The organism is Stenotrophomonas sp. STEN014 (assembly GCF_056760315.1).
In genome coordinates this window covers 114,368-137,410 of sequence record NZ_JBRREN010000005.1, presented here as the reverse complement: position 1 = coordinate 137,410, position 23,043 = coordinate 114,368, and the positions used below count along the sequence as shown (strand labels likewise).

The following is a 23,043-nucleotide window of genomic DNA, read 5'->3' as shown; positions in this document are numbered from 1 at the left end:
CACCCCCGGGGAAGGATGCCCCCTGAAACCACCGTGGCGCTGCTGCCTGCTTCGAACGCCGGCTGGCAGCGCCGCTTTCGCAGGCACCGCGCAGGCGTGTGCCGCCCAGCCAGCCCGGATTCCACAGGCCCGCCATGAACACCGACTACCGCAAGCCCCTTCCCGGCACCCCGCTGGACTACTTCGACGCACAGGCTGCGGTCGATGCCATCGCCCCCGGTGCCTATGCCACGCTGCCGTACACCTCGCGCGTGCTGGCCGAAAACCTGGTGCGCCGTTGCAATCCGGCCACGCTCACCGATTCGCTCAGGCAGCTGATCGAGCGCAAGCGTGACCTCGATTTTCCGTGGTTCCCGGCGCGCGTGGTGTGCCATGACATCCTCGGCCAGACCGCGCTGGTGGACCTGGCCGGCCTGCGTGACGCCATTGCCGACAAGGGCGGCGACCCGGCCAAGGTCAACCCGGTGGTGCCGGTGCAGCTGATCGTCGACCACTCGCTGGCGGTGGAATGTGGCGGCTACGATCCGGACGCGTTCGCCAAGAACCGCGCCATCGAGGACCGCCGCAACGAGGACCGCTTCCATTTCATCGACTGGACCAAGCTGGCCTTCGAGAACGTCGATGTGATTCCACCGGGCAACGGCATCATGCACCAGATCAATCTGGAGAAGATGTCGCCGGTGATCTACCAGCAGGACGGCGTGGCCTTCCCCGATACCTGCGTGGGCACCGACAGCCACACCCCGCACGTCGATGCGCTGGGTGTGATCGCCATCGGCGTGGGTGGCCTGGAAGCAGAGAGCGTGATGCTGGGTCGCGCCTCGTGGATGCGCCTGCCCGACATCATCGGCGTCAAGCTGACCGGCAAGCCGCAGCCGGGCATCACCGCCACCGACGTGGTGCTGGCCCTGACCGAGTTCCTGCGCAACCAGCGCGTGGTCGGTGCCTGGCTGGAGTTCTTCGGCGAAGGTGCTGCGGCACTGACCATCGGTGACCGCGCCACCATCTCCAACATGTGTCCGGAATACGGCGCCACCGCAGCGATGTTCTACATCGATGCGCAGACCATCGACTACCTGCGCCTTACCGGACGTGAGGAAGCGCAGATCGCGCTGGTCGAGAATTACGCCAGAACCACCGGCCTGTGGGCCGACGCGCTGGAGAGCACGCAGTACGAACGCGTGCTGGAGTTCGACCTGTTCAGCGTGGTGCGCAACATGGCCGGCCCCAGCAATCCACACAAGCGCCTGCCGGTGGCCGAGCTGGCCGCGCGGGGTATCGCCGATGAAGCCAAGCTGGAGCGCGGCAAGGGCGAGCAAGCCCAGGGGCTGATGCCCGACGGCGCGGTGATCATCGCCGCCATCACCAGCTGCACCAATACCTCCAACCCGCGCAACGTGATCGCCGCCGCGCTGCTGGCGCGCAATGCCAACGCGCGTGGCCTGACCCGCAAGCCGTGGGTGAAGTCCTCGCTGGCCCCGGGTTCCAAGGCCGTACAGCTGTATCTGGAAGAAGCCGGCCTGCTGCCGGAGCTGGAGAAGCTGGGCTTCGGCATCGTCGCTTTTGCCTGCACCACCTGCAACGGCATGAGCGGCGCGCTGGACCCGGCGATCCAGCAGGAAATCATCGACCGTGACCTGTACGCCACGGCAGTGCTGTCGGGCAACCGCAACTTCGACGGCCGCATCCACCCGTATGCCAAGCAGGCCTTCCTGGCCTCGCCGCCGCTGGTGATCGCCTATGCCATCGCCGGCACCGTGCGTTTCGACATCGAGAAGGACGTGCTGGGTGTGGACGCCGATGGCAACGAGGTGCGCCTGAAGGACATCTGGCCGAGCGACGCCGAGATCGATGCGGTGGTGAAGGCGGCGGTGAAGCCGGAGCAGTTCCGCAAGGTTTACAACCCGATGTTCAACATCCGCGTCGAGCATGGCGGCAAGGTCAGCCCCCTGTACGCCTGGCGCCCGCGCAGCACCTATATCCGCCGCCCGCCGTATTGGGAGGGCGCATTGGCCGGTGAGCGCACGCTGGGTGGCATGCGCCCGCTGGCGGTGCTGCCGGACAACATCACCACCGACCACCTGTCGCCGTCCAACGCGATTCTGCCGTCCAGTGCGGCCGGCGAGTACCTGGCCAAGATGGGCTTGCCGGAAGAGGACTTCAATTCCTACGCCACCCACCGTGGCGATCACCTCACCGCGCAGCGCGCCACCTTCGCCAACCCGAAGCTGTTCAACGAGATGGTGCGCAATGAAGACGGCAGCGTGAAGCAGGGCTCGCTGGCGCGGGTGGAGCCGGAAGGCAAGGTGATGCGCATGTGGGAGGCGATCGAGACCTACATGGAGCGCAAGCAGCCGCTGATCATCATCGCCGGTGCCGACTACGGCCAGGGCAGCTCGCGCGACTGGGCGGCCAAGGGCGTGCGTCTGGCCGGTGTGGAGGCGATTGCCGCCGAAGGCTTCGAGCGCATCCACCGCACCAACCTGATCGGCATGGGCGTGCTGCCGCTGGAGTTCAAGCCGGGTACCGACCGCAACACGCTGGGCATCGACGGCACCGAGACCTATGACGTGATCGGCCTGCGCACCCCGCGTACCGACCTGACCCTGGTCATCACCCGTCGCAACGGTGAGGTGCTGAAGGTGCCGATGACCTGCCGTCTGGATTCGGACGAGGAAGTGGCGATCTACGAGGCCGGTGGCGTGCTGCAGCGCTTCGCGCAGGACTTCCTGGAAGCTTCCAACGCCTGACGTACCCGGCGCCCTTCCCCTGGTGGAGGGCGCCGGGCAAGGAGCGTTGTTCCCGTCCGTCCCGTCACCCGCAAGCAAGGAAACCCGCGCATGTCCGCCATCCCCCAGATCCGCATCCCCGCCACCTATATGCGTGGTGGCACCTCCAAGGGCGTGTTCTTCCGTCTTGAGGATTTGCCCGAGGCCGCACGCGTGCCGGGTGTCGCACGGGACCGCCTGCTGCAGCGGGTGATCGGTTCGCCCGATCCGTACGGCAAGCAGACCGACGGCATGGGCGGGGCGACCAGTTCCACCAGCAAGTGCGTGATCCTCTCACCCAGCCGCCAGCCGGGCCATGACGTGGACTATCTCTACGGCCAGATCGCCATCGACAGCGATTTCGTCGACTGGTCCGGCAACTGCGGCAACCTGTCTACCGCCGCCGGCGCGTTCGCGCTGCATGCCGGCTATGTCGATCCGGCGCGGGTGCCGGCCGATGGCGTCTGCGTGGTGCGGATCTGGCAGGCGAACATCCGCAAGACCATCCTTGCCCATGTGCCGGTCAGCAATGGCCAGGTGCAGGAAACAGGCGACTTCGAGCTGGACGGGGTCACCTTCCCGGCGGCGGAGATCGTGCTGGAGTTCCTCGATCCGGCCGATGAGGGCGAAGGCGAGGGCGCGATGTTCCCGACCGGCAACCTGGTCGATGCGCTGGACGTGCCGGGTGTCGGCACGCTGCCGGCGACGATGATCACCGCCGGCATTCCCACCGTGTTCGTCAATGCCGCCGACCTGGGGTACAGCGGCACCGAGCTGCAGCCGGCGATCAACGAGGACAAGGCGGCGCTGGCCCGGCTGGAGGCCATTCGCGTGGCCGGCGCGTTGCGCATGGGCCTGATCCAGGCGCCGGAAGAAGCGCTCACCCGCCAGCACACGCCGAAGGTGGCCTTCGTCGCCCCGGCGACCGACTACGTTTCCAGCAGTGGCAAGACGGTCGGCGCGGTGGACATCGACCTCAACGTGCGCGCGATGTCGATGGGCAAGCTGCACCACGCGATGATGGGCACCGCCTCGGTGGCCATCGCCACGGCCGCCGCGGTGCCGGGCACGCTGGTGAATCTGGCCGCCGGTGGCGGCCCGCGCGATGCGGTGCGTTTCGGCCATCCCTCCGGCACGCTGCGAGTGGGTGCGGCGGTGACGCAGGTCGATGGGCAGTGGACTGTCACCCGCGCGGTGATGAGCCGCAGCGCCCGCATCCTGATGGAAGGCTGGGTGCGGGTGCCCGGCGACAGCTTCTGAGCGACGGCCGCGGCGGCCTGAACGTGCCGGTGCTTCCCGCAGATGAAAGCCCGGCCCGGTGCCGGGCTTTCCGCCATTTGCACGTGCTTATCCGGGCGGTAACCGGGCTTTGCTTATACTCGGGCCGACCTCTGGGGAGCATCGCAATGGACAGGAAGGGATCGCCGGGCCGCAGTGTGTGGCAGCCGACATGGAAGGTGGCAGTGCTGCTCGCGCTGCTGGTGCTGGCGCTTGGCGCATGCAAGCGCAATCCGGCCGGGCAGCTGCCCGGCGCCAGCGGCGAGGCGATCCAGGCCACGCAGGAGCAGGTGAAGGGCTTTGCCATGCTGCGGGCCTGGCCGGACCAGAAGGGCGGCGACGGTCTGGCGCTGGCGGTGGAGTTCTCGCGGCCGCTGGTCGGCACCCAGGATTTCGACAAGCTGCTGCGTTTCGAGGAGAAGGTCGGCAATGCCGACAGCAGCTGGTCACTGTCCGATGACGGCAAGACCTTGCGCTACCCCTATGTTGAAGCGGCCCGTGAATACACGCTGGTCATCTCCCCGGATCTGCTGGCCGCCGATGGCAGCCGGCTCGGCACCGAGGTGCGGCAGAAGGTGTTCACCGGCGCGCTGGATCCGGCGGTCGGCTTCGCATCGCAGGGCAGCGTGCTGCCGGCCAAGGACAGCCGCGGCCTGCCGGTGGTTTCGGTGAACGTGCCGGAAGTGGATGTCGAGTTCCTGCGCGTGCGCGAGAAGGACCTGTCGACCTTCTTCGGCCAGTACCAGCGCGGCGGCCGTCGCGGCAGCTGGGAGCTGGACAGCGACTACGGCGACAAGACCCCGCTGTCGCAGCTGGCCGAGCCGGTCTACGTCAACCGCTTCGTGCTGGGCGGCAAACAGAACGAGCGGGTGCTGACCTACCTGCCGATCCAGGACGTGAAGGAGTTGCAGCAGCCCGGCCTGTACTTCGCGGTGATGAAACGTACCGGCAGCTTCGAAAGCGAATACGACACCTCCTTCTTCACCGTCAGCGATATCGGCCTGCACACGCGCGCCTACAAGGACACGCTGTTCGTGCATACCGCCTCGCTGGCAAGCGGTGCGCCAGCGCGGAGCGTGCAGCTGCGCGTGCTCGACGGCAAGGGCGAGGTGGTGCTCAAGGGCCAGACCGACACCAACGGCAATGCGCTGCTGAACTACACCCTCGATGCCGCCCACGTACTGGTGGCCAGCAGTGGCAGCGACACCACCATGCTGCCGTTCAACCAGCCGGCGCTGGACCTGAGCGAGTTCGCGGTGGCCGGGCGCCAGAACGCCAACTTCGATGTGTTCGCCTGGTCCGGGCGTGACCTGTATCGCCCGGGCGAAACCGTGCGGATCTCGGCGCTGCTGCGCGACAACGACGGGCGGATGCTGCGCGGTCCGGCCACGGGCAGCCAGCCGGTATTCCTGCGTCTGAAACAGCCCGATGGCAAGACGTTCCGCGAAACCCGTCTGCAGCCGGGCGAACAGGGCTATTTCGCGTTCGAACAGGTGATACCGGCTGAAGCACCAACCGGGCGCTGGCAGGTGGAGTTCCGCACCGACCCGGCCAGCAAGGACGCGGTGCAGGGCATGACTCTGCGTATCGAGGAGTTCCTGCCCGAGCGGATGAAGCTGGACCTGGGCAGCGCGCAGGCCACGCTCAAACCGGGCGAGCCGCTCAAACTGCAGGCCGATGCGGCCTATCTGTATGGCGCCCCGGCCGATGGCAACCGTTTCACCGCGCGGCTGGCGGTGGCGGTGGAGCAGCATCCGCTGGAGTCGATGCCGGGCTGGTTCTTCGGTGATCCGACCGTGTCGCTGCCGCGCGAAGCCAACGATGTGATCGATACCACGTTGCCGGCCGACGGCAAGCTGCGCCAGGACATCGCGCTGCCGGCCGAGGTGGGCAAGGGCACGCCGGTGGCGGCGGTGGTGTCGGGCAGCGTCTATGAAAGCGGTGGCCGTACCGTGACCCGCACGCTCAAGCGGGTGCTGTGGCCGGCGCCGGCGCTGGTCGCGCTGCGGCCGCTGTTCGATGACAAGGAGGGGGCCGACGCCAACGCCAATGCGCGTTTCGAACTGCTGCGGGTGGATGCCGAGGGCAAGCCGCAACCGGCCAAGGGCCTGAAGGTCACCTTGGTCCGCGAACTGCGCGACTACCACTGGAGCTATACCGACGACCGTTGGGACTACGATTTCACCCGTCGTTTCGAGAACAAGGAAACCCGCACCCTCGACGCCGGCAGCACCGCCGTGCGCTTCGATTTTCCAGTGGAATGGGGCGAGTACCGGGTGGATGTGTTCGACCCGGCCACCGGTCTGACCCTGCGTTATCCGTTCCGTGCCGGCTGGAGCTGGGAGGACGACAACCGCGGCCTTGACGCGCGTCCGGACAAGGTGAAGCTGGCGCTGGACAAGACCGCCTACCGCGCCGGCGATACGCTCAAGGTGACGGTCACCCCGCCGCATGCCGGCCGTGGCGTGCTGATGGTCGAGAGCGACCACATGCTGTACGTGCAGGACATCGACGCCAAACCGGGCAGCACCTTCGAAATTCCGGTCACCAAAGACTGGGAGCGGCATGACGTCTACGTCACCGCGCTGGTGTTCCGTGGCGGCAGCGCACCCAGCAAGATCACCCCGGCACGCGCGGTCGGCGTGGCGCACGTGCCGATCGAGCGCGGCGACCGTCGGGTGGCGGTCGGGCTGGTGGCGCCCAAACAGATGCGTCCGGAACAGCCGATGACGGTGACCGTCAGTGCGCCGGAGCTGGCCGGCAAACCGGCCCATGTCACCGTATCGGCGGTGGACGTGGGCATCCTCAACATCACCCGTTTCCCGGTGCCCGATGCCCCGGCGCACTTCTTCGCGCAGCGGCGCTTGGGGGTGGATGCCTATGACATCTATGGCCGGGTGATCGAGAGCTTCGAGGGCAATAGCGGCAAGCTGAAGTTCGGCGGCGACATGGCGCTGGCGGCGTTGCCGCAGGCCAAACGCCCGACCGCGCGGGTGCAGACCGTGGATCTGTTCTCCGGGCCGGTGGCGCTCGATGCCAGGGGCAACGCGCGGGTCACGCTGCGGGTACCCGATTTCAACGGCACGCTGCGGGTCTCGGCGCTGGTCTACGCCGATGACCGCTACGGCAACCGCGATGTGGAAACGCTGGTGCGCGCGCCGATCCTGGCCGAAGCGAGCATGCCGCGGGTGATGGCGCCAGGCGACCGCAGCACGGTCACCCTGGACGTGCAGAACTTCACCGGCAAACCCGGCGAGTTCGCGGTCCGCGTGGAAGGTGAAGGTCCTCTGGGCATCGCCGAGGCGAGCCGCAAACTGCAGCTCGGCGTCGAGGCCAAGAGCACGGTGAGCTTCCCGTTGACCGCGCAGGAGGGCTACAGCGTGGCCAAGGTGCGGGTACGGGTGGAAGGCAACGGTTTCAAGGTGGACCGCCGCTACGACCTGCCGGTGCGTGCGGCATGGCCGCAGGTGCTGCGCTCGCAGACGCGCACGCTCGATCCGCTGGCGCCGGTCACCCTGGACAGCGGATCGGCCAGTGGCCTGATGGCCGGTTCGGTCAACGCCCGCATGCTGGTCAGCGCCCTGCCACCGATCCCGTTCGCCTCGGCCTTGCAAGGGGCACTGAACTATCCCTACGGCTGCGCCGAGCAGACCACCAGCAAGGGCTATGCGGCCCTGCTGCTGGATCAGGCCACCTCAAGCATGCTCGGTGCCGACGGGCTCGATGCCAAGGCCCGCAACGAGCGCATGGAAGGTGCGTTCGGGCGGCTGGCCTCGATGCAGGTAGCCAACGGCAACTTCTCGATGTGGGGCAGCGACGACTACATCAATCCGGCGCTGACCCCGTACATCGCCGAGTTCCTGCTCGATGCCAAGGAGGCCGGTTTCGCGGTGCCGGAGAACGTGCTGCAGAAGGCGCTGAACCGGATCAGCGAAGACCTGCTCAGCGGCGGCAACCAGTTCTACGGCCAGGACCGCCGCGATGCGCTGAAATTCGCCAACCAGGCCTACTCCGGTTACGTGCTGGCACGGGTCAATCGCGCACCGCTGGGCACGCTGCGCACGCTGTGGGACAACGAGCGTTCCAAGGCGGTGACCGGCCTGTCGCTGGTGCATCTGGGCGTGGCGTTGTCGCTGCAGGGCGACAGCAAGCGCGGCCAGGCGGCGATCGCGGCCGGCTTCGCCAGGCCGGGCACGGATCGCCCGGCGTGGTTCGGCGACTACGGCAGCCCGCTGCGCGATGACGCGTTGATGATCGCACTGCTGCATGAGCGCGGGCTGGCCAAGCCGGAGTACGACGCAAGCGTGGTCAACCTCGGCCGCGAGCTGGATGCGCGCCGCAACAGTGGCTGGCTGTGGCTGAGCACGCAGGAACAGGTGGCGCTGGCACGGCTGGGCAAGGCCTTGATGGCCAACCAGAAGAAGCTGGTGTCCGGTGAGCTGGCCATCGGTGGCAAGGTCGAGAACATCGAGGCGCGCAAGGTGTTCGCGCGCGTGTTCGACATGGCCCAGCTGGCACAGGGCGTGCGTTTCTCGCCGCAGGGTGAGGCGCCGATGTTCGCCAGTCTGGACGTGGCGGGCATCCCGCGGCAGGCACCGGCGCCGGACAACACCCATATCGGTATCGAGCGCAGCTGGTACGGCACCGACGGCAAGCCGTGGACGCCGCGGCCGCTGAAGGAGGGCGAGGCGCTGATTGTGCGGCTGGGCATCACCGCCAATGTCTCCATGCCCGACGCCCTGGTCACCGATCTGCTGCCGGCCGGCCTGGAGATCGAGAACTTCAACCTGGGCGATGCCAAGCAGTGGGCCGACGTGGTGGTGGATGGCGTGGAGATCAGCGACCGCGCGCGTGCGGCCGACGTCAAGCACGAGGAGTTCCGTGACGACCGCTATGTGGCGGCGCTGAATCTCCCGCGTGGCGGCAAGGCCCACGTGTTCTATCTGGTGCGTGCGGTCACACCGGGCACCTACACGGTGCCGCCGCCGCTGGCCGAGGACATGTACCGTCCCGACCTGCGTGGCGTGGGCCGCAGCAACCCGACCACGATCACCGTGGTGCAGCCATGAACCGGTTCAACCCCAGCAACAGGCGGAGCGTGAGTGGGCCGAGCCGCTGAGCCGCAGCAACGGGGGAGGCGCGCCCGCTTCCCCCGGACCGGCGCCGTCGTTTCCCGCTGCTGGCCGTGGTTGCGCTGGGGTACGGCGGCACTGCTGGCGTTGCTGCTGGCGCTGGACGTCGCCTTTCCGCCGCCGCTGCCGAAGTCGCGCGACACCAGCACGCTGGTGGTGGCCAGCGATGGCACGCCGCTGCGCGCCTTCGCCGATGCCGAAGGGGTGTGGCGTTATCCGGCCGATGCGAAAAGCGTGTCGCCGCTGTATCTGCAGGCATTGCTGACCTACGAGGACCGCTGGTTCTGGCGCCATCCGGGGATCAATCCGTGGGCGCTGCTGCGCGCCGGTCGGCAGATGCTGGCCGAGCGCCGTATCGTTTCCGGCGGCTCGACGCTGACCATGCAGGTCGCGCGGATTCTCGATCCGCACACGCGCACGCCGTGGGGCAAGCTCAAGCAACTGCTGCGCGCGCTGCAACTGGAAGTGCACCTGGGCAAGGCGCAGATCCTGGACTTGTACCTGGAGCGTGCGCCGTATGGCGGCACCATCGAGGGGGTCGAGGCGGCCAGCTGGGCTTACCTGGGCAAGTCCGCCGCGCATCTTTCGCAGGCCGAAGCGGCATTGCTGGCGGTGCTGCCGCAGTCGCCGAGCCGGCTGCGCCCGGACCGGCATCCGCAGGCCGCGCAGCGGGCGCGCGACAAGGTGCTCGAGCGCATGGCCGCGCTCGGCGTGTGGTCGGCCGATGAAGTCGCCGACGCGCGTATCGAACCGGTGGTCGCGCGTTCGCTTCAACAGCCGCTGCATGCCGCCTTGCTGGCGCAGCGCCTGCGCGGTCTGCAGCCACGTGCCGCACAGATCCAGACCACGATCGACAGTGGCCTGCAGCGCATGCTGGAAGAGCGCGTGGCGGCCTATTTCTCACAATTGCCCGAACGCACGTCGGCCGCCCTGCTGGTGCTGGACAACACCACGCTGGAGGCACGGGCCTATGTCGGCTCGGTCGCGTTTGCCGACAAGCCGCGGCTGGGCCACGTGGACATGGTGCAGGCCTGGCGTTCACCCGGTTCCACGCTCAAGCCGTTCCTGTACGGCATGGCGCTGGATGATGGGCTGATCCATTCGGAAAGCCTGCTGATCGATGCGCCGCAGAGCTTCGGGGGCTACCGGCCGGGCAACTTCGATGCCGCCTTCAACGGGCCGATCGGTGCGGCCAGCGCGTTGCGGCTGTCGTTGAACGTGCCGTCGGTGGACCTGCTCGACCGGGTCGGTCCGGCCCGTTTCGCCGGGCGGCTGGGCAATGCCGGCATCAATCTGCGCTTTCCGCGCGGCACCTCGCCGAATCTGGCCTTGATCCTGGGTGGTACCGGCGCGCGGCTGGAGGATCTGGTCGGCGCGTTCGCCGCGCTCAACCGTGAGGGCATCGCCGGGCGCGTGCGCTATACGCCGGACGATCCGCTGATCGAGCGCCGGCTGGTATCACCGGGGGCGGCGTGGATCGTGCGCGAGATCCTCCAGTCCAACCCGCGACCGGGTTATGGCGTGGGAACCTTCGATACCGGCAGTCGCCCGCCGGTGGCGTGGAAGACCGGCACCAGCTACGGCTATCGGGATGCCTGGGCCATCGGCGGCACCCAGCATTACACCGTGGGCGTGTGGGTCGGCCGGCCCGATGGCACGCCGTTGCCGGGGCACTATGGCGCGGTCACCGCGTTGCCGCTGATGTTCGAGGTGATCGACAGCCTGCCGCGGCAGTCGGGCGACACCAGCCCCGGCGCCATGCCGGCCAGCGTCAGCGAGGTCGATATCTGTTGGCCGCTGGGCATCGCCGCCGCGCAGACCCCGGCGGCGATGTGCCAGCGCCGTTTCAAGGCGATGGTGCTTGACGAGGGGGTGCCGCCCACATTCGCCGAGCGCGATGCACGGTTGTGGCAGTCCGGTCGTCTGCGGTTCCAGGTCGATGGCAGCACCGGCCAGCGTCTTTCACCGGGCTGCAAGGCGGCCGGTCCGGTGGAAGAGCGGGAGATCGCGCGCTGGCCGGCGCTGGCGGCGCCGTGGTTGTCGCTGGCGCAACGGCACGCGCAGACCTTGCCGCCGCTTGCGCCGCAATGCGACGGCAATGGCCAGCTGTCCGATGCCGTGCTGCATATCGACGGTCTCAATGACCGGGCCACGCTGGCCCGCGCACCCGGCGCCAGCCACGGCCCGCGTCTGCAGCTGCGCGCACTGGGTACCGAAACGGCGGTGGAATGGTTGCTGGACGGACGCTGGATCGCCCGGACCCAGGGCGCCCGCCCCTTCATGCGCCAGTTCGACGTACCGGGCGAATACACGCTCACCGCGCTGGCCGCTGATGGCGCGTGGACCCGGATCCGTTTCCGGGTCGCGCCGTAGGCGGAGTGCGCACAGCGGAGCGGCCTGGGCCACTCCCGCGCGGCATACCGCCTGCTTACTTGCCGACCAAGCCTTCCAGCAGGTCGGCGAAGTCGTCGGCGTGCTCCTCTTCCTGCGCCAGGATGAGCTCGAGCATGCGCTTGGTGGTGGTGTCCTTGTCGCCGATGAAGTTGATCATCTCGCGGTAGCTGTCGATGGCGATGCGCTCGGCGATCAGGTTCTCGCGCACCATGTCGCGCAGATCATCGCCTTCCTTGTACTCGGCATGGGCGCGGGCGGTCAGGGTGTCCGGATTGAGGTCCGGCTCGCCGCCCAGCTGCACGATGCGCTCGGCCAGCATGCCGGCGTGTTCCTGCTCCTGCTGTGCATGCTCGAGGAATTCGGCTTTCACCGAATCGGCAAGCATGCCCTTGGCCATGTAGTAGTGCCGGTAGTAGCGCAACACGCATACCCATTCGGTTGCCAGCGCGTCGTTGAGCAACTTGATCACCGCCTTGCGATCGGCACCGTAGGACGGGGTGATGGCACCATCCTCGATGCTCTTGCGGGCGTTGGCGCGCAGGGTTTTGCGGTCGGTGAACCCGGCGGGCTGGACGGACTTGGCGGCGGACGGCTTGCTCATGGCTGGCGGATCCTTCTGTGGGAAAACTTATGTGGGGAGATGGGCGAGGACATGCTCCGCGGAGGAAACCTCGAACTGGCCCGGCTGCTCGATGAAGCAGCTGCGCACCACGCCGTCTTCGATATACAGCGCGAAACGGCGTGAACGCAGGCCCATGCCGGAGCTGCTGGCATCCAGCTCCAGTCCCAACGCGCGGGTGAGCTCGCCATTGCCGTCGGACAGCATCTGCAGGCCATCGGGCACCGACTGGGTCTTGGCCCAGGCCTGCATCACGAAGGCGTCGTTCACCGCCACGCAGTAGACCTCGATGCCACGACGGCGGAATTCGTCGAAATGCTCGACGTACCCGGGCAGATGGCGGGCCGAGCAGGTCGGGGTGAATGCCCCCGGTACCGCGAACAGCACCGCCTTGCGGCCATCGAACAGCGCGTAGGTGTCGACCGTCTCCAGCCCTTCGCGCAGGCGCTTGAGGGCTACTTCCGGAATGCGGTCGCCAACGTGGATGGACATGGGTATCTCCTTGCCTGAATTTGAGTTTAGTGGCCGCTGGTGAAGCGCAGCGTCAACGGCTTGAAAAGGCTGTCTTCACACAATATCTGGGATGCACGGGAACGGCATCGCCATTCCGGCATGTCAGTCCACACTTGCAGGAGGACATCATGAGCATCGTACGTTACCGCCAGTGGCCGACGCAGACCGAGATCCATGATCTGCTGGCGCCACTGCTGAAAACCGCCGAAAGCGCCGCCCGCGCCAGCACCGCCTGGGTACCGGCCGTGGATATCCGCGAGGAAGCCTCGCAGTTTGTGCTGCTGGCCGATCTGCCGGGCGTGGATCCGGCTGCCATCGACGTGCAGATGGACAAGGGCGTTCTTTCGATCAAGGGCGAGCGCGTGGCCCCGGTGCTGGAGGAAGGCCAGCAGCTTTCGCGCAGCGAGCGTGGCCATGGGGCATTCATCCGCCGCTTCACGCTGCCTGACAGCGTTGACGTGGAGGGGATCGTGGCCAGCAACCGCAACGGCGTGCTGGAGATCCGCATTCCCAAGCGCAGCGAGGCGGCGCCGCGCCGCATCGAGGTCCGTCACGTCGCGGGTTGAGCCGATGTGAGCGGGTTTGCACCGGCGTAGCCGCCGTGGCCCGGTAGAATGGCGCCACGGCGGTTGCCGCATGCATGACGGCCCGTTGCCGAAAGGTGGCGGGCCGGACTTTTTCAGAGGTGGATGGATGGAATTCAAGGATTACTACGCAACGTTGGGGGTCGAGCCCACGGCCGGCGATGCCGAGATCAAGGCGGCTTACCGGCGGCTGGCGCGCAAATACCATCCTGATGTGAGCAAGGAAACCGGCGCCGAGGAGAAGTTCAAGGCCGTCAACGAGGCCTACGAGGCGCTGCGCGACCCGGCCAAACGCCGCGCGTACGACCAGCTGCGTGCGCAGGGCTATCGTCCGGGCGAGGAATTCCACGCGCCGCCCAACTTCGGCGGCGGCCAGGGCTTCGATTTCGAGGAGGTCTTCGGCGGTGGTGGCGCCGGCGGCGGCTTCAGCGATTTCTTCGAAAGCCTGTTCGCCCGCCAGCGTGGCGGCGGCCGTGCCCAAGGGGGCTTCGGGGGCGCCGGGCCGCAGCCGATGCGCGATACCCGCGCCAAACTGTCGGTGCCGCTGGAGGCCGCCTACAAGGGCGACACCTTGCGTATCACCGTGGATGGCCGCCAGCTGGATGTGCGCGTGCCCAAGGGCATCCGTCCGGGCCAGGTGATCCGGCTGTCCGGGCAGGGCAGCGCCGGCGGCAATTTGATGCTGGAAGTGGAGTACGCCGCGCATCCGCAGTTCGAGGTCGATGGCCGCAATATCCTCTACACGCTGCAGGTCACGCCGTGGCAGGCCGCGCTGGGTACCAGCATCAGCGTGCCAACCCTGGGCGGGGCGGTGGAGCTGAAGGTGCCGGCCGATTCGGACAGCGGGCGCAAGCTGCGCCTGCGCGGGCGCGGACTGCCGGGCTCGCCTGATGGCGACCAGATCGTGGAACTGGAGGTGGTTGCGCCGGTGGCCACCAACGACGCCCAGCGCAAGGCGTACCAGAACCTGGCCAAGGCGTTCGGCGAAGCCCCGTAAGCGCGGCGACCCGGTAGGCAGAACGCACAAAGGCGGGCCAGTGGCCCGCCTTTTGCTTGTCCGCAATCGTGGCTTCAGGCCGGCGGCGGCTCTTCCACGTTGAATACCCGTTCAATCACTTCCGACAGCTCCGCTTCGGAGAACGGCTTGGTGATATAGGCCTTGGCGCCCTGGCGCATGCCCCACAGCCGGTCGGTGTCCTGGTCCTTGGTGGTCACCAGGATCACCGGGATGTGCTGGGTGCTGGCCTCGCGCTTGAGCGTGCGCGTGGCCTGGAAGCCGTTGAGGTTGGGCATCACCACGTCCATGAGCACCAGGTCCGGCAGCACGGATTTGGCCACTTCCACCCCGGCAGCGCCGTCGGTGGCGGTGAAGGTCTCATGCCCCAGTTTCTCGACGATGCGCTGGATGCCCATCAGCTGCGACGGTGAATCGTCGACGATCAGGATGCGTGCCATGTTGTTTCCCCACTTCCATCTTCCCCAAGATGCGGGCGAGTGTAGTGCCGGCCCGGCATGGACGTGAAGCTTTGTGCGTCACGTCCGTGGCGCGGTGCCGGGTTGGTCAGTCCACTCTTACGAGCGTGCGGCCGAAGGACTGTCCGGCCAGCATGCGCTCGAACACCTGCGGAAGCTCGGCCAGGCCCACTTCCCGGCGGCAGATGGTGTCCAGGTGGCGCGGCTTCCAGTCATCGCCCAGGTGCTGCCAGACCTGCTGGCGGATATCGCGCGCGGTTCCGGCCGAGGCTACGCCCAGCAGCGAGACGCCGCGGATGATGAAGGGCATCACCGTCATGGCCAGATCGCCGCTGGCGGCCAGGCCGGCCGAGGCGACATTGCCGTACGGCGCGGTCTGCGCCAGCAGGCTGACCAGCATCGGCCCGCCGACGTTGTCCAGGCCGCCGCCGAAGCGGGCCGATTCCATCGGCCGGGTGGTGGCCAGCGCCTCGCGGCCCAGCACCTGGCTGGCACCCAGGCCGGTCAGATAGTCCGCCGCCTCGGCTTTGCCGCTGATGGCGTGCACCTCGAACCCGGCGCGGCTGAAGATGTCCACCGCCAGCGAGCCGACACCGCCGGTGGCGCCGGTGACCGCCAGCGGACCCTGGGCGGGCGACTGGCGGTTTTCCTTCATCCGCAGCAGCGCCAGGGCCGCGGTGAAACCGGCGGTACCGAGAATCATCGATTCGCGCAGGGACAGCCCGGCCGGCAGGGCGATGACCCACTTGGATTCCAGCCGCACGTACTGGCTGTAGCCGCCGTCCCGGGTTTCGCTCAGGCCGCAGCCGGTGGTGAGCACCAGGTCGCCCTCGCGGAAGGCCGGGTCGGTGGAGGCCACCACTTCGCCGGCCACGTCGATCCCGCCCACCAGCGGGAAGCGCCGCAGGATCTTGCCCTTGCCGGTGCCGGCCAGCGCATCCTTGTAGTTCACCGAGGACCAGCGGGCGCGGATCACCACCTCGCCGGGGCTGAGCTGGTCCAGCGTCAGTGGCTCCAGTCCGGCGCGGTAGCCGGCCTCGTCGTTGTGGATGCGGAAGGCGGAAAAGGGGGCGGACAGGGACATGGCGGTATCTGGACCGGAACGGGGGATGTCCAAGATAGCGGTTGCGAAACGGCGGGTCTGCCCCATCTTGTAGAATCGGGATTCGATTGATGGCCGGTAATCGCGGGTAGTCCGCCGCCGGCCCTGACAGATGGAGCATGCATGGCCTGGAATACACCCGGCGGCAACAGCGGCGATGGCCCTCAGGGCAACCGCAAGCCACGCGGCGGCAATGGGGGAGGTTGGGGCGGCGGAAGCCTGCCCGGACCACTGCGCGACCTGTTCGATGGCGGTATCTGGCGCTGGGTACTGGTGGCCGTGGTGTTGCTGGTGCTGTTCTCCAGCTTCCAGCTGATCGGCGAACAGCAGCGTGGCGTGGTGCTGCGCTTCGGCCAGTTCTCGCGGATCCTGCAGCCCGGCCCGAATTTCAAACTGCCGTGGCCGATCGAATCGGTGGCCAAGGTCAACGCCACCCAGATCAAGACTTTCAGCAGCAACGTGCCGGTGCTGACCCGTGACGAGAACATCGTCAATGTCGCGGTCAACGTCCAGTACCGGGTCGACGATCCGCGCCAGTATCTGTTCGGTACGGTCGATGGCGACCAGGTGCTGGAGCAGTCGGCGCAGAGCGCGGTGCGTGAGCAGGTCGGCCGTGCCGATCTGAACACCGTGCTCAACAACCGCGGCCCGCTGGCAGTGGTTGCCGAGCAGCGGCTGCAGGCCGCGCTCAAGGCCTACAACACCGGCCTGAGCGTCACCGGCCTGACCCTGCCCGACGCGCGTCCGCCGGAAGAAGTGAAGCCGGCATTCGACGAGGTCAACGGTGCCCAGCAGGTCAAGGAACGCCTGATCAACGAAGCCCAGGCCTACGCGGCCAAGGTCGTGCCGGAAGCGCGTGGCCAGGCCTCGCGGGCCCGTACCACGGCCGAAGGCTACAAGCAGGCGATGGTCGCCCGCGCCGAAGGTGACGCGCGCCGCTTCAGCCTGCTGCAGGCCGAGTACAAGAACGCGCCGGAAGTCACCCGCAAGCGCCTGTGGCTGGAAACCGTGCAGCAGGTGCTGTCGGAAAACCGCAAGGTCATCGGTGGCGACGGCCGCCAGCTGATCTACGTGCCGATGCCGGCCGACGCCGCCAAGGCGTCGGGCAATGCGCCGCAGCTGACCCCGGACATGGTGGTGCCGGCGTTGCCGTCGGCCACCGAGAGCATTCGCAATGCGGACCGTTCGGTCTCGCGCTCGGCAAATCGTGAGGAGGCCGGTCGATGAAAAGTTCGTTTGGAATCGGCCTGCTGGTCGTGGTGCTGCTGGGTCTGCTGGGCTCGGTCTATGTGGTGCGGGAAGACCAGACCGCGATGGTGCTGAACCTGGGCAAGGTGGTGCGCTCGGACATCAAGCCCGGCCTGCATTTCAAGGTGCCGCTGGTGGAAACGGTGCGGGTGTTCGACCGCCGCTTCCAGGTGCTGGACACCGCGCCGGCGCGTTATTTCACCGCCGAGCAGAAGGATGTCAGCGTGGACTTCTTCGCCATCGGTTACATCTCCGATGTGCGCTCCTACTACCGCGCCACCGGCGGCGATGCCAAGGTGGCCAACGCCCGTCTGGCGCCGATCATCACCGACTCGCTGCGCAACCAGATCAACTCGCGCACGCTGCAGCAGCTGGTGTCTGGTGACCGCAGCGAGCTGATCGCCGGCCAGCTCAAGAGCATCAACGAGGCGGTCAAGCCGCTGGGCATGCAGATCATCGACCTGCGCATCAAGCAGATCGACCTGCCCACCGACAGCCAGGTGATCACCGACGTGTACGAGCGCATGCGGGCGCAGCGCAAGCAGGAGGCCGCCAAGCTGCGCGCCGAAGGCGAGGAGCAGTCGCTGACCATCCGCGCCCAGGCTGATCGCGAAAGCACGGTGATCGTGGCCGAAGCCGAGCGCGATGCGCAGCAGCTGCGCGGTGAGGGCGATGCCCAGGCCGCGGCGATCTACGGCAAGGCCGGTTCGGCCGACCCGTCGTTCTACGCGTTCTACCGCAGCCTGGAGGCCTACCGCGCCTCGATGACCGACGGCAACGGCGTGATCGTGCTCGACAAGAACGACCCGTTCCTGCAGTACATGAAGAACGATCGCTGAGGCGGTTCCCACGCGTCACCCTGACGGGGATCGGGCACTGCCCGGTCCCCGTTTCTTTACGGGCCAAGGAAAAGAGCGATGAAAGACCTGTTGGCCGCGTTGTGTCTGGTGGCGGTGATCGAAGGGCTGTTCCTGTTTGCCGCCCCGGCCGCGTGGAAGCGCATGGCCGAACAGCTGCTGGACGCTCCGCTGCCGGCGCTGCGGCGGATGGGCGCAATCGCGCTGGCGGCGGGGTTGGTGATGCTGTGGTGGCTGCGACACTGAACCCCCACCGGCCGGCGCCGTCATCCTGAATGTGCAGGGGTGGTAGCTGCGCGGCAAAACCCGGATAATCCACAAAAGCCGGTCGGGCCCTCCAGTTGATGGAATGCCAGACGCGGCTTTTTCCGTGTATGGCCTTGGTGTTTGCCGGATGCTCCCCGATGGAGCCTCCCCGTGGCGGACAGGCTTGGACCACACGACCCCGTCCGCGGCCCCGATGGCCGCAGCAAACTCAGGAGTCACCCGTCATGGGTCAATCAGTTGTTGTTCTCGGCGCCCAGTGGGGCGATGAAGGCAAGGGCAAGATCGTCGATCTGCTGACCGAGGAAATCGGTGCGGTCGTGCGTTTCCAGGGCGGCCACAATGCCGGGCATACCCTGGTCATCAACGGCAAGAAGACGGTCCTGCACCTGATTCCGTCCGGCATCCTGCGCGATGACGCGCTGTGCCTGATCGGCAATGGCGTGGTGATTTCCCCGGCGGCGCTGAAGAAAGAGATCGAGGAGCTGGAAGCGGCCGGCGTGGAAGTACGCTCGCGCCTGAAGATCTCCCCGGCCGCGCCGCTGATCATGCCGTACCACATCGCCCTGGATCAGGCGCGCGAGAAGGCCGCCGGCGGCAAGGCGATCGGCACCACCGGTCGTGGCATTGGTCCGGCCTATGAAGACAAGGTGGCACGCCGCGGCATCCGCATCGCCGACCTGCACTATCCGGAACAGCTGGCCGAAAAGCTCAAGGCCGCGCTGGATTACCACAACTTCGTGCTGACCCAGTACCTGGGCGTGGAAGCGGTCGATTTCGACACCGTCTATGCCGAAGCCCTGGCGTTCGGCGAATACGTCGAGCCGATGAAGTCCGACGTCGCCGGCATCTGTCATGACCTGCGCAAGCAGGGCAAGCGCGTGCTGTTCGAAGGCGCGCAGGGCGCACTGCTGGACATCGACCACGGCACCTACCCGTACGTCACCAGCTCCAACACCACCGTCGGTGGCGCGCTGGCCGGTGCCGGTGTCGGCGCCGATGCGATCGACTACGTGCTGGGCATCGCCAAGGCTTACGCCACCCGCGTCGGCGGCGGTCCGTTCCCGACCGAGCTGGACGACGAGATCGGCCAGGGCATCCGTGACCGCGGTGCCGAGTACGGCGCCTCCACCGGCCGTCCGCGCCGTTGCGGCTGGATGGATATCGTCGCGCTCAAGCGCGCCGTGGCCATCAACGGTATCTCCGGTCTGTGCATCACCAAGCTGGACGTGCTCGACGGCATGGAGAAGCTGAAGGTCTGCATCGCCTACGAATACCGTGGCAAGCGCACCGAGTACGCGCCGCTGGACGCGCAGGGCTGGGAAGAGTGCACGCCGGTGTACCTGGAGTTCCCGGGCTGGAGCGAGAACACCCACGGCATCACCGAGTGGGACAAGCTGCCGCCGGCCGCCCGCGCCTACCTGCGCGCGCTGGAAGAACTGGCGGGTTGCCCGGTCTCGATCGTGTCCACCGGTCCGGACCGCGACCACACCATGATCCTGCAGGATCCGTGGGGCTGATTGGCGTCCGCAGCGAGTGAGAAAAGGCCCCGCATCGCGGGGCCTTTTTGTTGCAGCCGTGCGTCGTCCACGGATCTGACGGATTGGTTGGCTGGCTGGTACCGCTTCCGGCAACGGTCGTTTTCGGCGATGCTGGATCGGCCGGGAGGGCCCATGGATACCACTGATACAGCAGCCGTCAGCACCGTTACCGCCACATCGCCGGAGACGGGTGTGCTGCCCGAACGTCCGTCCAACTGGTCGCCGATACCGGATGTCGCCGCCGGTGAGCGCTCCTGGGTATTGAGCCTGTGGCGCCGGATCTGCCACGAGCCGACCCTGATGTTCTCCACGGCCTACCTGCTGGTGGCTTTTCTCGGGCTGTGGTCGAGCTGGTGGTTCTACCAGGGATTCGGCATCGCCATCCTCGATTACCTGCAGGCCAGCGATTTCCTGGTGGCGGGATTGCGGGATCCGGCCTACATCCTGCTGTTTGTCTGTGGCGTCTTGCTGGCGGTGCTGGTGACCTGGCCGGATACCGTGCGCCGGCGTCATCCGCACTACATCGAAGCCCTGCGTGTCCGGCACTGGTGGGCGCGGATGGTGTTCGCACGCTCGCGCCTGATGAGCTGGGATGGAGTGGGCATCCATCCGGTGACGGGGGTCAGTCTGGTGGTGGTGTCATCGATGCTGCTGGGCAGCGCTATCTATATGCAGGGCAAAGGGGAACTGCTGCGGGAAGGCAAGCGCGGCGCCCCGCTGCGCGTGCATCTGATCGGTGAGGCGGCGCCGCAGGCCGGCGAGGCGCGACTGCTGGGCACCAGCAGCGCCTTTGTCTACCTGTGGTGGCCGGCGCAACGCCGGGCCGAGGCCGTGCCCATCACCTCGGTGCGGCAGCTCCAGGCAATGCCGCTGAAGCCGCGGCCGGCGGTGAAAGCCGGACCGACAGCAGGTCTCCGGCCGCAGCCTTTGCCCGCAACGCGCTGAGGTGAATCAGGGCTGGTCGAGCGGTGTGCCGTTGATGCGGCGTTCGACGATTTCCAGCAGGGTCGGCGTGCTGACGCCGAACGAGCCGGCACGGCCTTCGTCGAACGCCTCGCGCCACTGCCCGTACCCCTGTTCGTAGGCCGGATCCGGGGTGCGCTGGGCGATAAAACGCAGCTGGCTGCGCTCCAAGGTCTGGTCAGTCACCGGCGCGTGGGCGAGCTTGGTCATGTAACCGCTGGGCAGGCCCGGGTGACGGATCTTCAGGGCATCCAGAGTCACGTGGTAGATGTTGCCGCCGCCGAGCGGATGCTGGTCGATGCGGTTGATCAACAGCGTGGGCTGCTCGCCGGCATGGCGGCCCTGGCAGGCCCACAGCTGGCCGACGGCGAAATGGTTCGGAGTGGGGGCTTGGCTCATGGGGGGCAGGTCCGCAGGCGGAGAAGCCCGATGATGCCGCCAATGCCGCTCGCGGACTTGTCCGGATCTGGCGGCAACCATGGCTGGCAGGTGCCCAAGGGCAGGGGAGGCGCAGCCCCGGGCTGGCTAGAATGGCCGCCATCCTGCTTGCCTGCCGATTGATCCGATGCGTATCGACCCTGCTGAAATTGAAGCGCTGTTCGACGCGATTCCCAGCGTGCTGTTCTTCGCCAAGGACACCCAGGGCCGCTATACCCACGTCAACATGACGATGATGCAGCGGCTGGGAATGAAGTCGCGCAGCGAGGTGATCGGCAAGCGCGCCGACGAGGTATATCCGGCCGGGATGAGCGAGGCCTATGTCGAGCAGGATGCGCGGGTACTGGGCGGTGAAGTCATCGAGAACGTGATGGAGCTGCAACTGCTGGCCAACCGCCAGCCTGGCTGGTGCCTGACCTGCAAGCGGCCGATCATCGAGCACGGAAAGGTCGTCGGTCTGATCGGCATATCCCGCGATCTGGGCCAGCGCGGTGGGCTGGAATCCCAGTACGAGCCGTTGCGGCTGGCGCTGGAATACCTCAATACGCACTACGCCGAGAACGTGCGCATGCAGACCCTGCTGGATATCACCGGATTCTCGCTGTCCAAGCTGGAGCGCTCGTTCCGCAAAGTGTTCCAGATGACGCCGCAGCAGGTGCTCACCCGCCTGCGCATCCAGATCGCATTGCACCTGTTGCACGGCAAGGACAGCGTCGCCAGCATTGGCCAGGCGTGCGGCTTCAGCGACCAGAGCGCCTTCACCCGCAAGTTCAAGGCCGAAGTCGGCATGGCGCCGCGGCAATACCGGGCCCTGATCGCCGAGCGGGCCCAGGCCGCGGAAGCGGACACGGGAGGCTGAAAAAGGAAAGCCCCACTTGAGTGCGGCTTTCAGGATGACAGGACAGTTGGGACGATCGCTTCAGTCTGGAATAACGAAGCGATCATCCGCGGGGCATGCCCACGAGTCATGCTGCGGCGTCTTGTCGATGCATGGCCACAAGGTGGCCGGTACCGTGGCGCGGGTTTCGAAGTGGTCGTCATTCCATAGCAGGAATCCGGCATGGGCAAAGCTGCCTTTGCCAAAGGTGTGTGCATCGTTACGTAGTGGATTGTCGGGGTCGGACTCCACTACCCACCGCGCCACCGGTACCCGATCCAGGTGCGAGCCGTCCAGAAAGGGCAGGCTCGCCCCCTGTTGCTGGTAGCGCTGTTGGGTCACTGTGCCGAGCATGTGCTCTGGCGAGGTGATGCTGCCGGTAACGTCCTGGAGTGGGCGACCGGTGATCCCCAGGTAGGCACGTAATCCGCTGCCCATGCTGGGCCGGTCTGCATCGATGCAGCGGCGCCAAGCTGAGTCTGCGCTGTGATCCACTCCCGTATTTCGCAAGTTGTCGCAGCCTATTTTTATCTGGACCAGGTAACCCCGGATATTCGGGTTATCGGACTCGAATGTACGGACCCAGAACATTGAATCCTGGCCGGCATGCATCTTCACCAGTCGGTCTGGACGGCCCGGAATGCGAGGTACTTCCATAACCGTACCGATGGTGGTGTGCATGGCGTGCCGTAATGCAGTTGCAGGTAGGCCGAGATCGGCCGATGGCAACGCCAGGATGAGATCTGCAATGTCCTGCGGTACGGGTTGTCGCGGGGCATCATCGGATGGTCGCGGCAGGCTGAGGTAAGGAATTCCCGGCAGTGAAGGTGAGCCAGATGTGGTTACCGTAATCGCTGCTGCTGGCGGGATAGAGGGCCGTTGATTCAAGGCGTCCGGGACAACCTCGGCAGGTAACGCCGAAGCGCAAGCCGAGGGCAACCAAAGAAAGCAGGACAAGCTGGCGATCCGGTAGAACGGATGGTTGTCCATCG

18 protein-coding genes are annotated in these 23,043 nt (G+C 66.9%); 12 read left to right on the top strand and 6 right to left on the bottom strand.

The window, feature by feature from the left end:
* The first annotated feature begins 134 nt into the window (after positions 1-134).
* The 4 genes from acnD (at position 135) to pbpC (ending at position 11,551) form a co-directional block, all read left to right on the top strand.
* The gene (gene acnD, locus ACVOMC_RS08950) at positions 135-2,750 is read left to right on the top strand and encodes a Fe/S-dependent 2-methylisocitrate dehydratase AcnD (protein ID WP_481523659.1); all 2,616 of its coding nucleotides are present in this window, start codon (positions 135-137) and stop codon (positions 2,748-2,750) included.
* Between the two features lie 90 nt (positions 2,751-2,840).
* Positions 2,841-4,028, top strand: a complete 1,188-nt coding sequence (gene prpF, locus ACVOMC_RS08945) for a 2-methylaconitate cis-trans isomerase PrpF (RefSeq protein ID WP_481523658.1) — start codon at positions 2,841-2,843, stop codon at positions 4,026-4,028.
* A gap of 146 nt (positions 4,029-4,174) precedes the next feature.
* Entirely contained in the window at positions 4,175-9,115 is a 4,941-nt protein-coding gene (locus tag ACVOMC_RS08940) for an alpha-2-macroglobulin family protein (RefSeq protein WP_481523657.1), read from the top strand.
* A 120-nt stretch (positions 9,116-9,235) separates the two neighbouring features.
* Positions 9,236-11,551: a penicillin-binding protein 1C gene (gene pbpC, locus ACVOMC_RS08935; RefSeq protein WP_481523656.1), complete on the top strand. Its 2,316-nt coding sequence runs from the start codon at positions 9,236-9,238 to the stop codon at positions 11,549-11,551.
* Between the two features lie 55 nt (positions 11,552-11,606).
* Here the strand turns inward: pbpC and ACVOMC_RS08930 are convergent, their stop codons facing one another.
* Positions 11,607-12,173, bottom strand: a complete 567-nt coding sequence (locus ACVOMC_RS08930; protein ID WP_481523655.1) for a ferritin-like domain-containing protein — start codon at positions 12,171-12,173, stop codon at positions 11,607-11,609.
* A 27-nt stretch (positions 12,174-12,200) separates the two neighbouring features.
* Positions 12,201-12,683 (bottom strand): redoxin family protein, encoded by a 483-nt coding sequence (locus tag ACVOMC_RS08925; protein ID WP_481523654.1) that lies wholly within the window; start codon positions 12,681-12,683, stop codon positions 12,201-12,203.
* A 149-nt stretch (positions 12,684-12,832) separates the two neighbouring features.
* On the opposite strand from ACVOMC_RS08925, the gene ACVOMC_RS08920 reads away from it, so the two are divergent.
* Both ACVOMC_RS08920 and ACVOMC_RS08915 read left to right on the top strand, forming a co-directional pair.
* Complete coding sequence (locus ACVOMC_RS08920) at positions 12,833-13,270, top strand: Hsp20/alpha crystallin family protein (RefSeq protein WP_481523653.1); 438 nt, start codon at positions 12,833-12,835, stop codon at positions 13,268-13,270.
* Positions 13,271-13,397: 127 nt separating this feature from the next.
* Positions 13,398-14,285: a DnaJ C-terminal domain-containing protein gene (locus tag ACVOMC_RS08915; protein ID WP_057506018.1), complete on the top strand. Its 888-nt coding sequence runs from the start codon at positions 13,398-13,400 to the stop codon at positions 14,283-14,285.
* A gap of 74 nt (positions 14,286-14,359) precedes the next feature.
* On the opposite strand, the gene pilH is transcribed toward ACVOMC_RS08915, so the two are convergent.
* Both pilH and ACVOMC_RS08905 read right to left on the bottom strand, forming a co-directional pair.
* Entirely contained in the window at positions 14,360-14,743 is a 384-nt protein-coding gene (gene pilH / locus ACVOMC_RS08910; RefSeq protein WP_054660845.1) for a twitching motility response regulator PilH, read from the bottom strand.
* Between the two features lie 106 nt (positions 14,744-14,849).
* The gene (locus ACVOMC_RS08905) at positions 14,850-15,845 is read right to left on the bottom strand and encodes a YhdH/YhfP family quinone oxidoreductase (RefSeq protein ID WP_057506017.1); all 996 of its coding nucleotides are present in this window, start codon (positions 15,843-15,845) and stop codon (positions 14,850-14,852) included.
* A 141-nt stretch (positions 15,846-15,986) separates the two neighbouring features.
* On the opposite strand from ACVOMC_RS08905, the gene hflK reads away from it, so the two are divergent.
* The 5 genes from hflK (at position 15,987) to ACVOMC_RS08880 (ending at position 20,718) form a co-directional block, all read left to right on the top strand.
* Positions 15,987-17,090: an FtsH protease activity modulator HflK gene (gene hflK / locus ACVOMC_RS08900; protein WP_054659494.1), complete on the top strand. Its 1,104-nt coding sequence runs from the start codon at positions 15,987-15,989 to the stop codon at positions 17,088-17,090.
* On the top strand, positions 17,087-17,950 hold the full coding sequence (hflC, locus tag ACVOMC_RS08895) for a protease modulator HflC (RefSeq protein ID WP_054659496.1): 864 nt from the start codon (positions 17,087-17,089) through the stop codon (positions 17,948-17,950). The genes hflK and hflC overlap by 4 nt, the downstream gene beginning before the upstream one ends.
* Before the next feature lie 78 nt (positions 17,951-18,028).
* Positions 18,029-18,214 carry a DUF2065 domain-containing protein gene (locus tag ACVOMC_RS08890; protein WP_054659498.1) on the top strand — a complete coding sequence of 62 codons (186 nt, stop codon included), beginning with the start codon at positions 18,029-18,031 and terminating at the stop codon, positions 18,212-18,214.
* A 245-nt stretch (positions 18,215-18,459) separates the two neighbouring features.
* Positions 18,460-19,752 carry an adenylosuccinate synthase gene (locus tag ACVOMC_RS08885; protein WP_481523652.1) on the top strand — a complete coding sequence of 431 codons (1,293 nt, stop codon included), beginning with the start codon at positions 18,460-18,462 and terminating at the stop codon, positions 19,750-19,752.
* A gap of 153 nt (positions 19,753-19,905) precedes the next feature.
* Positions 19,906-20,718, top strand: coding sequence for a hypothetical protein (locus ACVOMC_RS08880; protein ID WP_481523651.1), 813 nt, complete (start codon positions 19,906-19,908; stop codon positions 20,716-20,718).
* Positions 20,719-20,724: 6 nt separating this feature from the next.
* Here ACVOMC_RS08880 and ACVOMC_RS08875 read toward each other — a convergent pair whose 3' ends face one another.
* Entirely contained in the window at positions 20,725-21,135 is a 411-nt protein-coding gene (locus ACVOMC_RS08875; protein WP_481523650.1) for a hypothetical protein, read from the bottom strand.
* Between the two features lie 166 nt (positions 21,136-21,301).
* On the opposite strand from ACVOMC_RS08875, the gene ACVOMC_RS08870 reads away from it, so the two are divergent.
* Positions 21,302-22,033, top strand: a complete 732-nt coding sequence (locus tag ACVOMC_RS08870) for an AraC family transcriptional regulator (RefSeq protein ID WP_481523649.1) — start codon at positions 21,302-21,304, stop codon at positions 22,031-22,033.
* A gap of 60 nt (positions 22,034-22,093) precedes the next feature.
* Here ACVOMC_RS08870 and ACVOMC_RS08865 read toward each other — a convergent pair whose 3' ends face one another.
* On the bottom strand, positions 22,094-23,041 hold the full coding sequence (locus ACVOMC_RS08865) for a hypothetical protein (RefSeq protein WP_481523648.1): 948 nt from the start codon (positions 23,039-23,041) through the stop codon (positions 22,094-22,096).
* Positions 23,042-23,043: the final 2 nt, after the last annotated feature.

Coding starts and splice junctions, on each gene's coding strand:
- acnD (WP_481523659.1), top strand. CDS start 135: ATGAACACCGACTACCGCAAGCCCCTTCCCGGCACCCCGCTGGACTAC.
- prpF (WP_481523658.1), top strand. CDS start 2,841: ATGTCCGCCATCCCCCAGATCCGCATCCCCGCCACCTATATGCGTGGT.
- ACVOMC_RS08940 (WP_481523657.1), top strand. CDS start 4,175: ATGGACAGGAAGGGATCGCCGGGCCGCAGTGTGTGGCAGCCGACATGG.
- ACVOMC_RS08930 (WP_481523655.1), bottom strand. CDS start 12,173: ATGAGCAAGCCGTCCGCCGCCAAGTCCGTCCAGCCCGCCGGGTTCACC.
- ACVOMC_RS08925 (WP_481523654.1), bottom strand. CDS start 12,683: ATGTCCATCCACGTTGGCGACCGCATTCCGGAAGTAGCCCTCAAGCGC.
- ACVOMC_RS08920 (WP_481523653.1), top strand. CDS start 12,833: ATGAGCATCGTACGTTACCGCCAGTGGCCGACGCAGACCGAGATCCAT.
- ACVOMC_RS08915 (WP_057506018.1), top strand. CDS start 13,398: ATGGAATTCAAGGATTACTACGCAACGTTGGGGGTCGAGCCCACGGCC.
- pilH (WP_054660845.1), bottom strand. CDS start 14,743: ATGGCACGCATCCTGATCGTCGACGATTCACCGTCGCAGCTGATGGGC.
- ACVOMC_RS08905 (WP_057506017.1), bottom strand. CDS start 15,845: ATGTCCCTGTCCGCCCCCTTTTCCGCCTTCCGCATCCACAACGACGAG.
- hflK (WP_054659494.1), top strand. CDS start 15,987: ATGGCCTGGAATACACCCGGCGGCAACAGCGGCGATGGCCCTCAGGGC.
- hflC (WP_054659496.1), top strand. CDS start 17,087: ATGAAAAGTTCGTTTGGAATCGGCCTGCTGGTCGTGGTGCTGCTGGGT.
- ACVOMC_RS08890 (WP_054659498.1), top strand. CDS start 18,029: ATGAAAGACCTGTTGGCCGCGTTGTGTCTGGTGGCGGTGATCGAAGGG.
- ACVOMC_RS08885 (WP_481523652.1), top strand. CDS start 18,460: ATGGGTCAATCAGTTGTTGTTCTCGGCGCCCAGTGGGGCGATGAAGGC.
- ACVOMC_RS08880 (WP_481523651.1), top strand. CDS start 19,906: ATGGATACCACTGATACAGCAGCCGTCAGCACCGTTACCGCCACATCG.
- ACVOMC_RS08875 (WP_481523650.1), bottom strand. CDS start 21,135: ATGAGCCAAGCCCCCACTCCGAACCATTTCGCCGTCGGCCAGCTGTGG.
- ACVOMC_RS08870 (WP_481523649.1), top strand. CDS start 21,302: ATGCGTATCGACCCTGCTGAAATTGAAGCGCTGTTCGACGCGATTCCC.
- ACVOMC_RS08865 (WP_481523648.1), bottom strand. CDS start 23,041: ATGGACAACCATCCGTTCTACCGGATCGCCAGCTTGTCCTGCTTTCTT.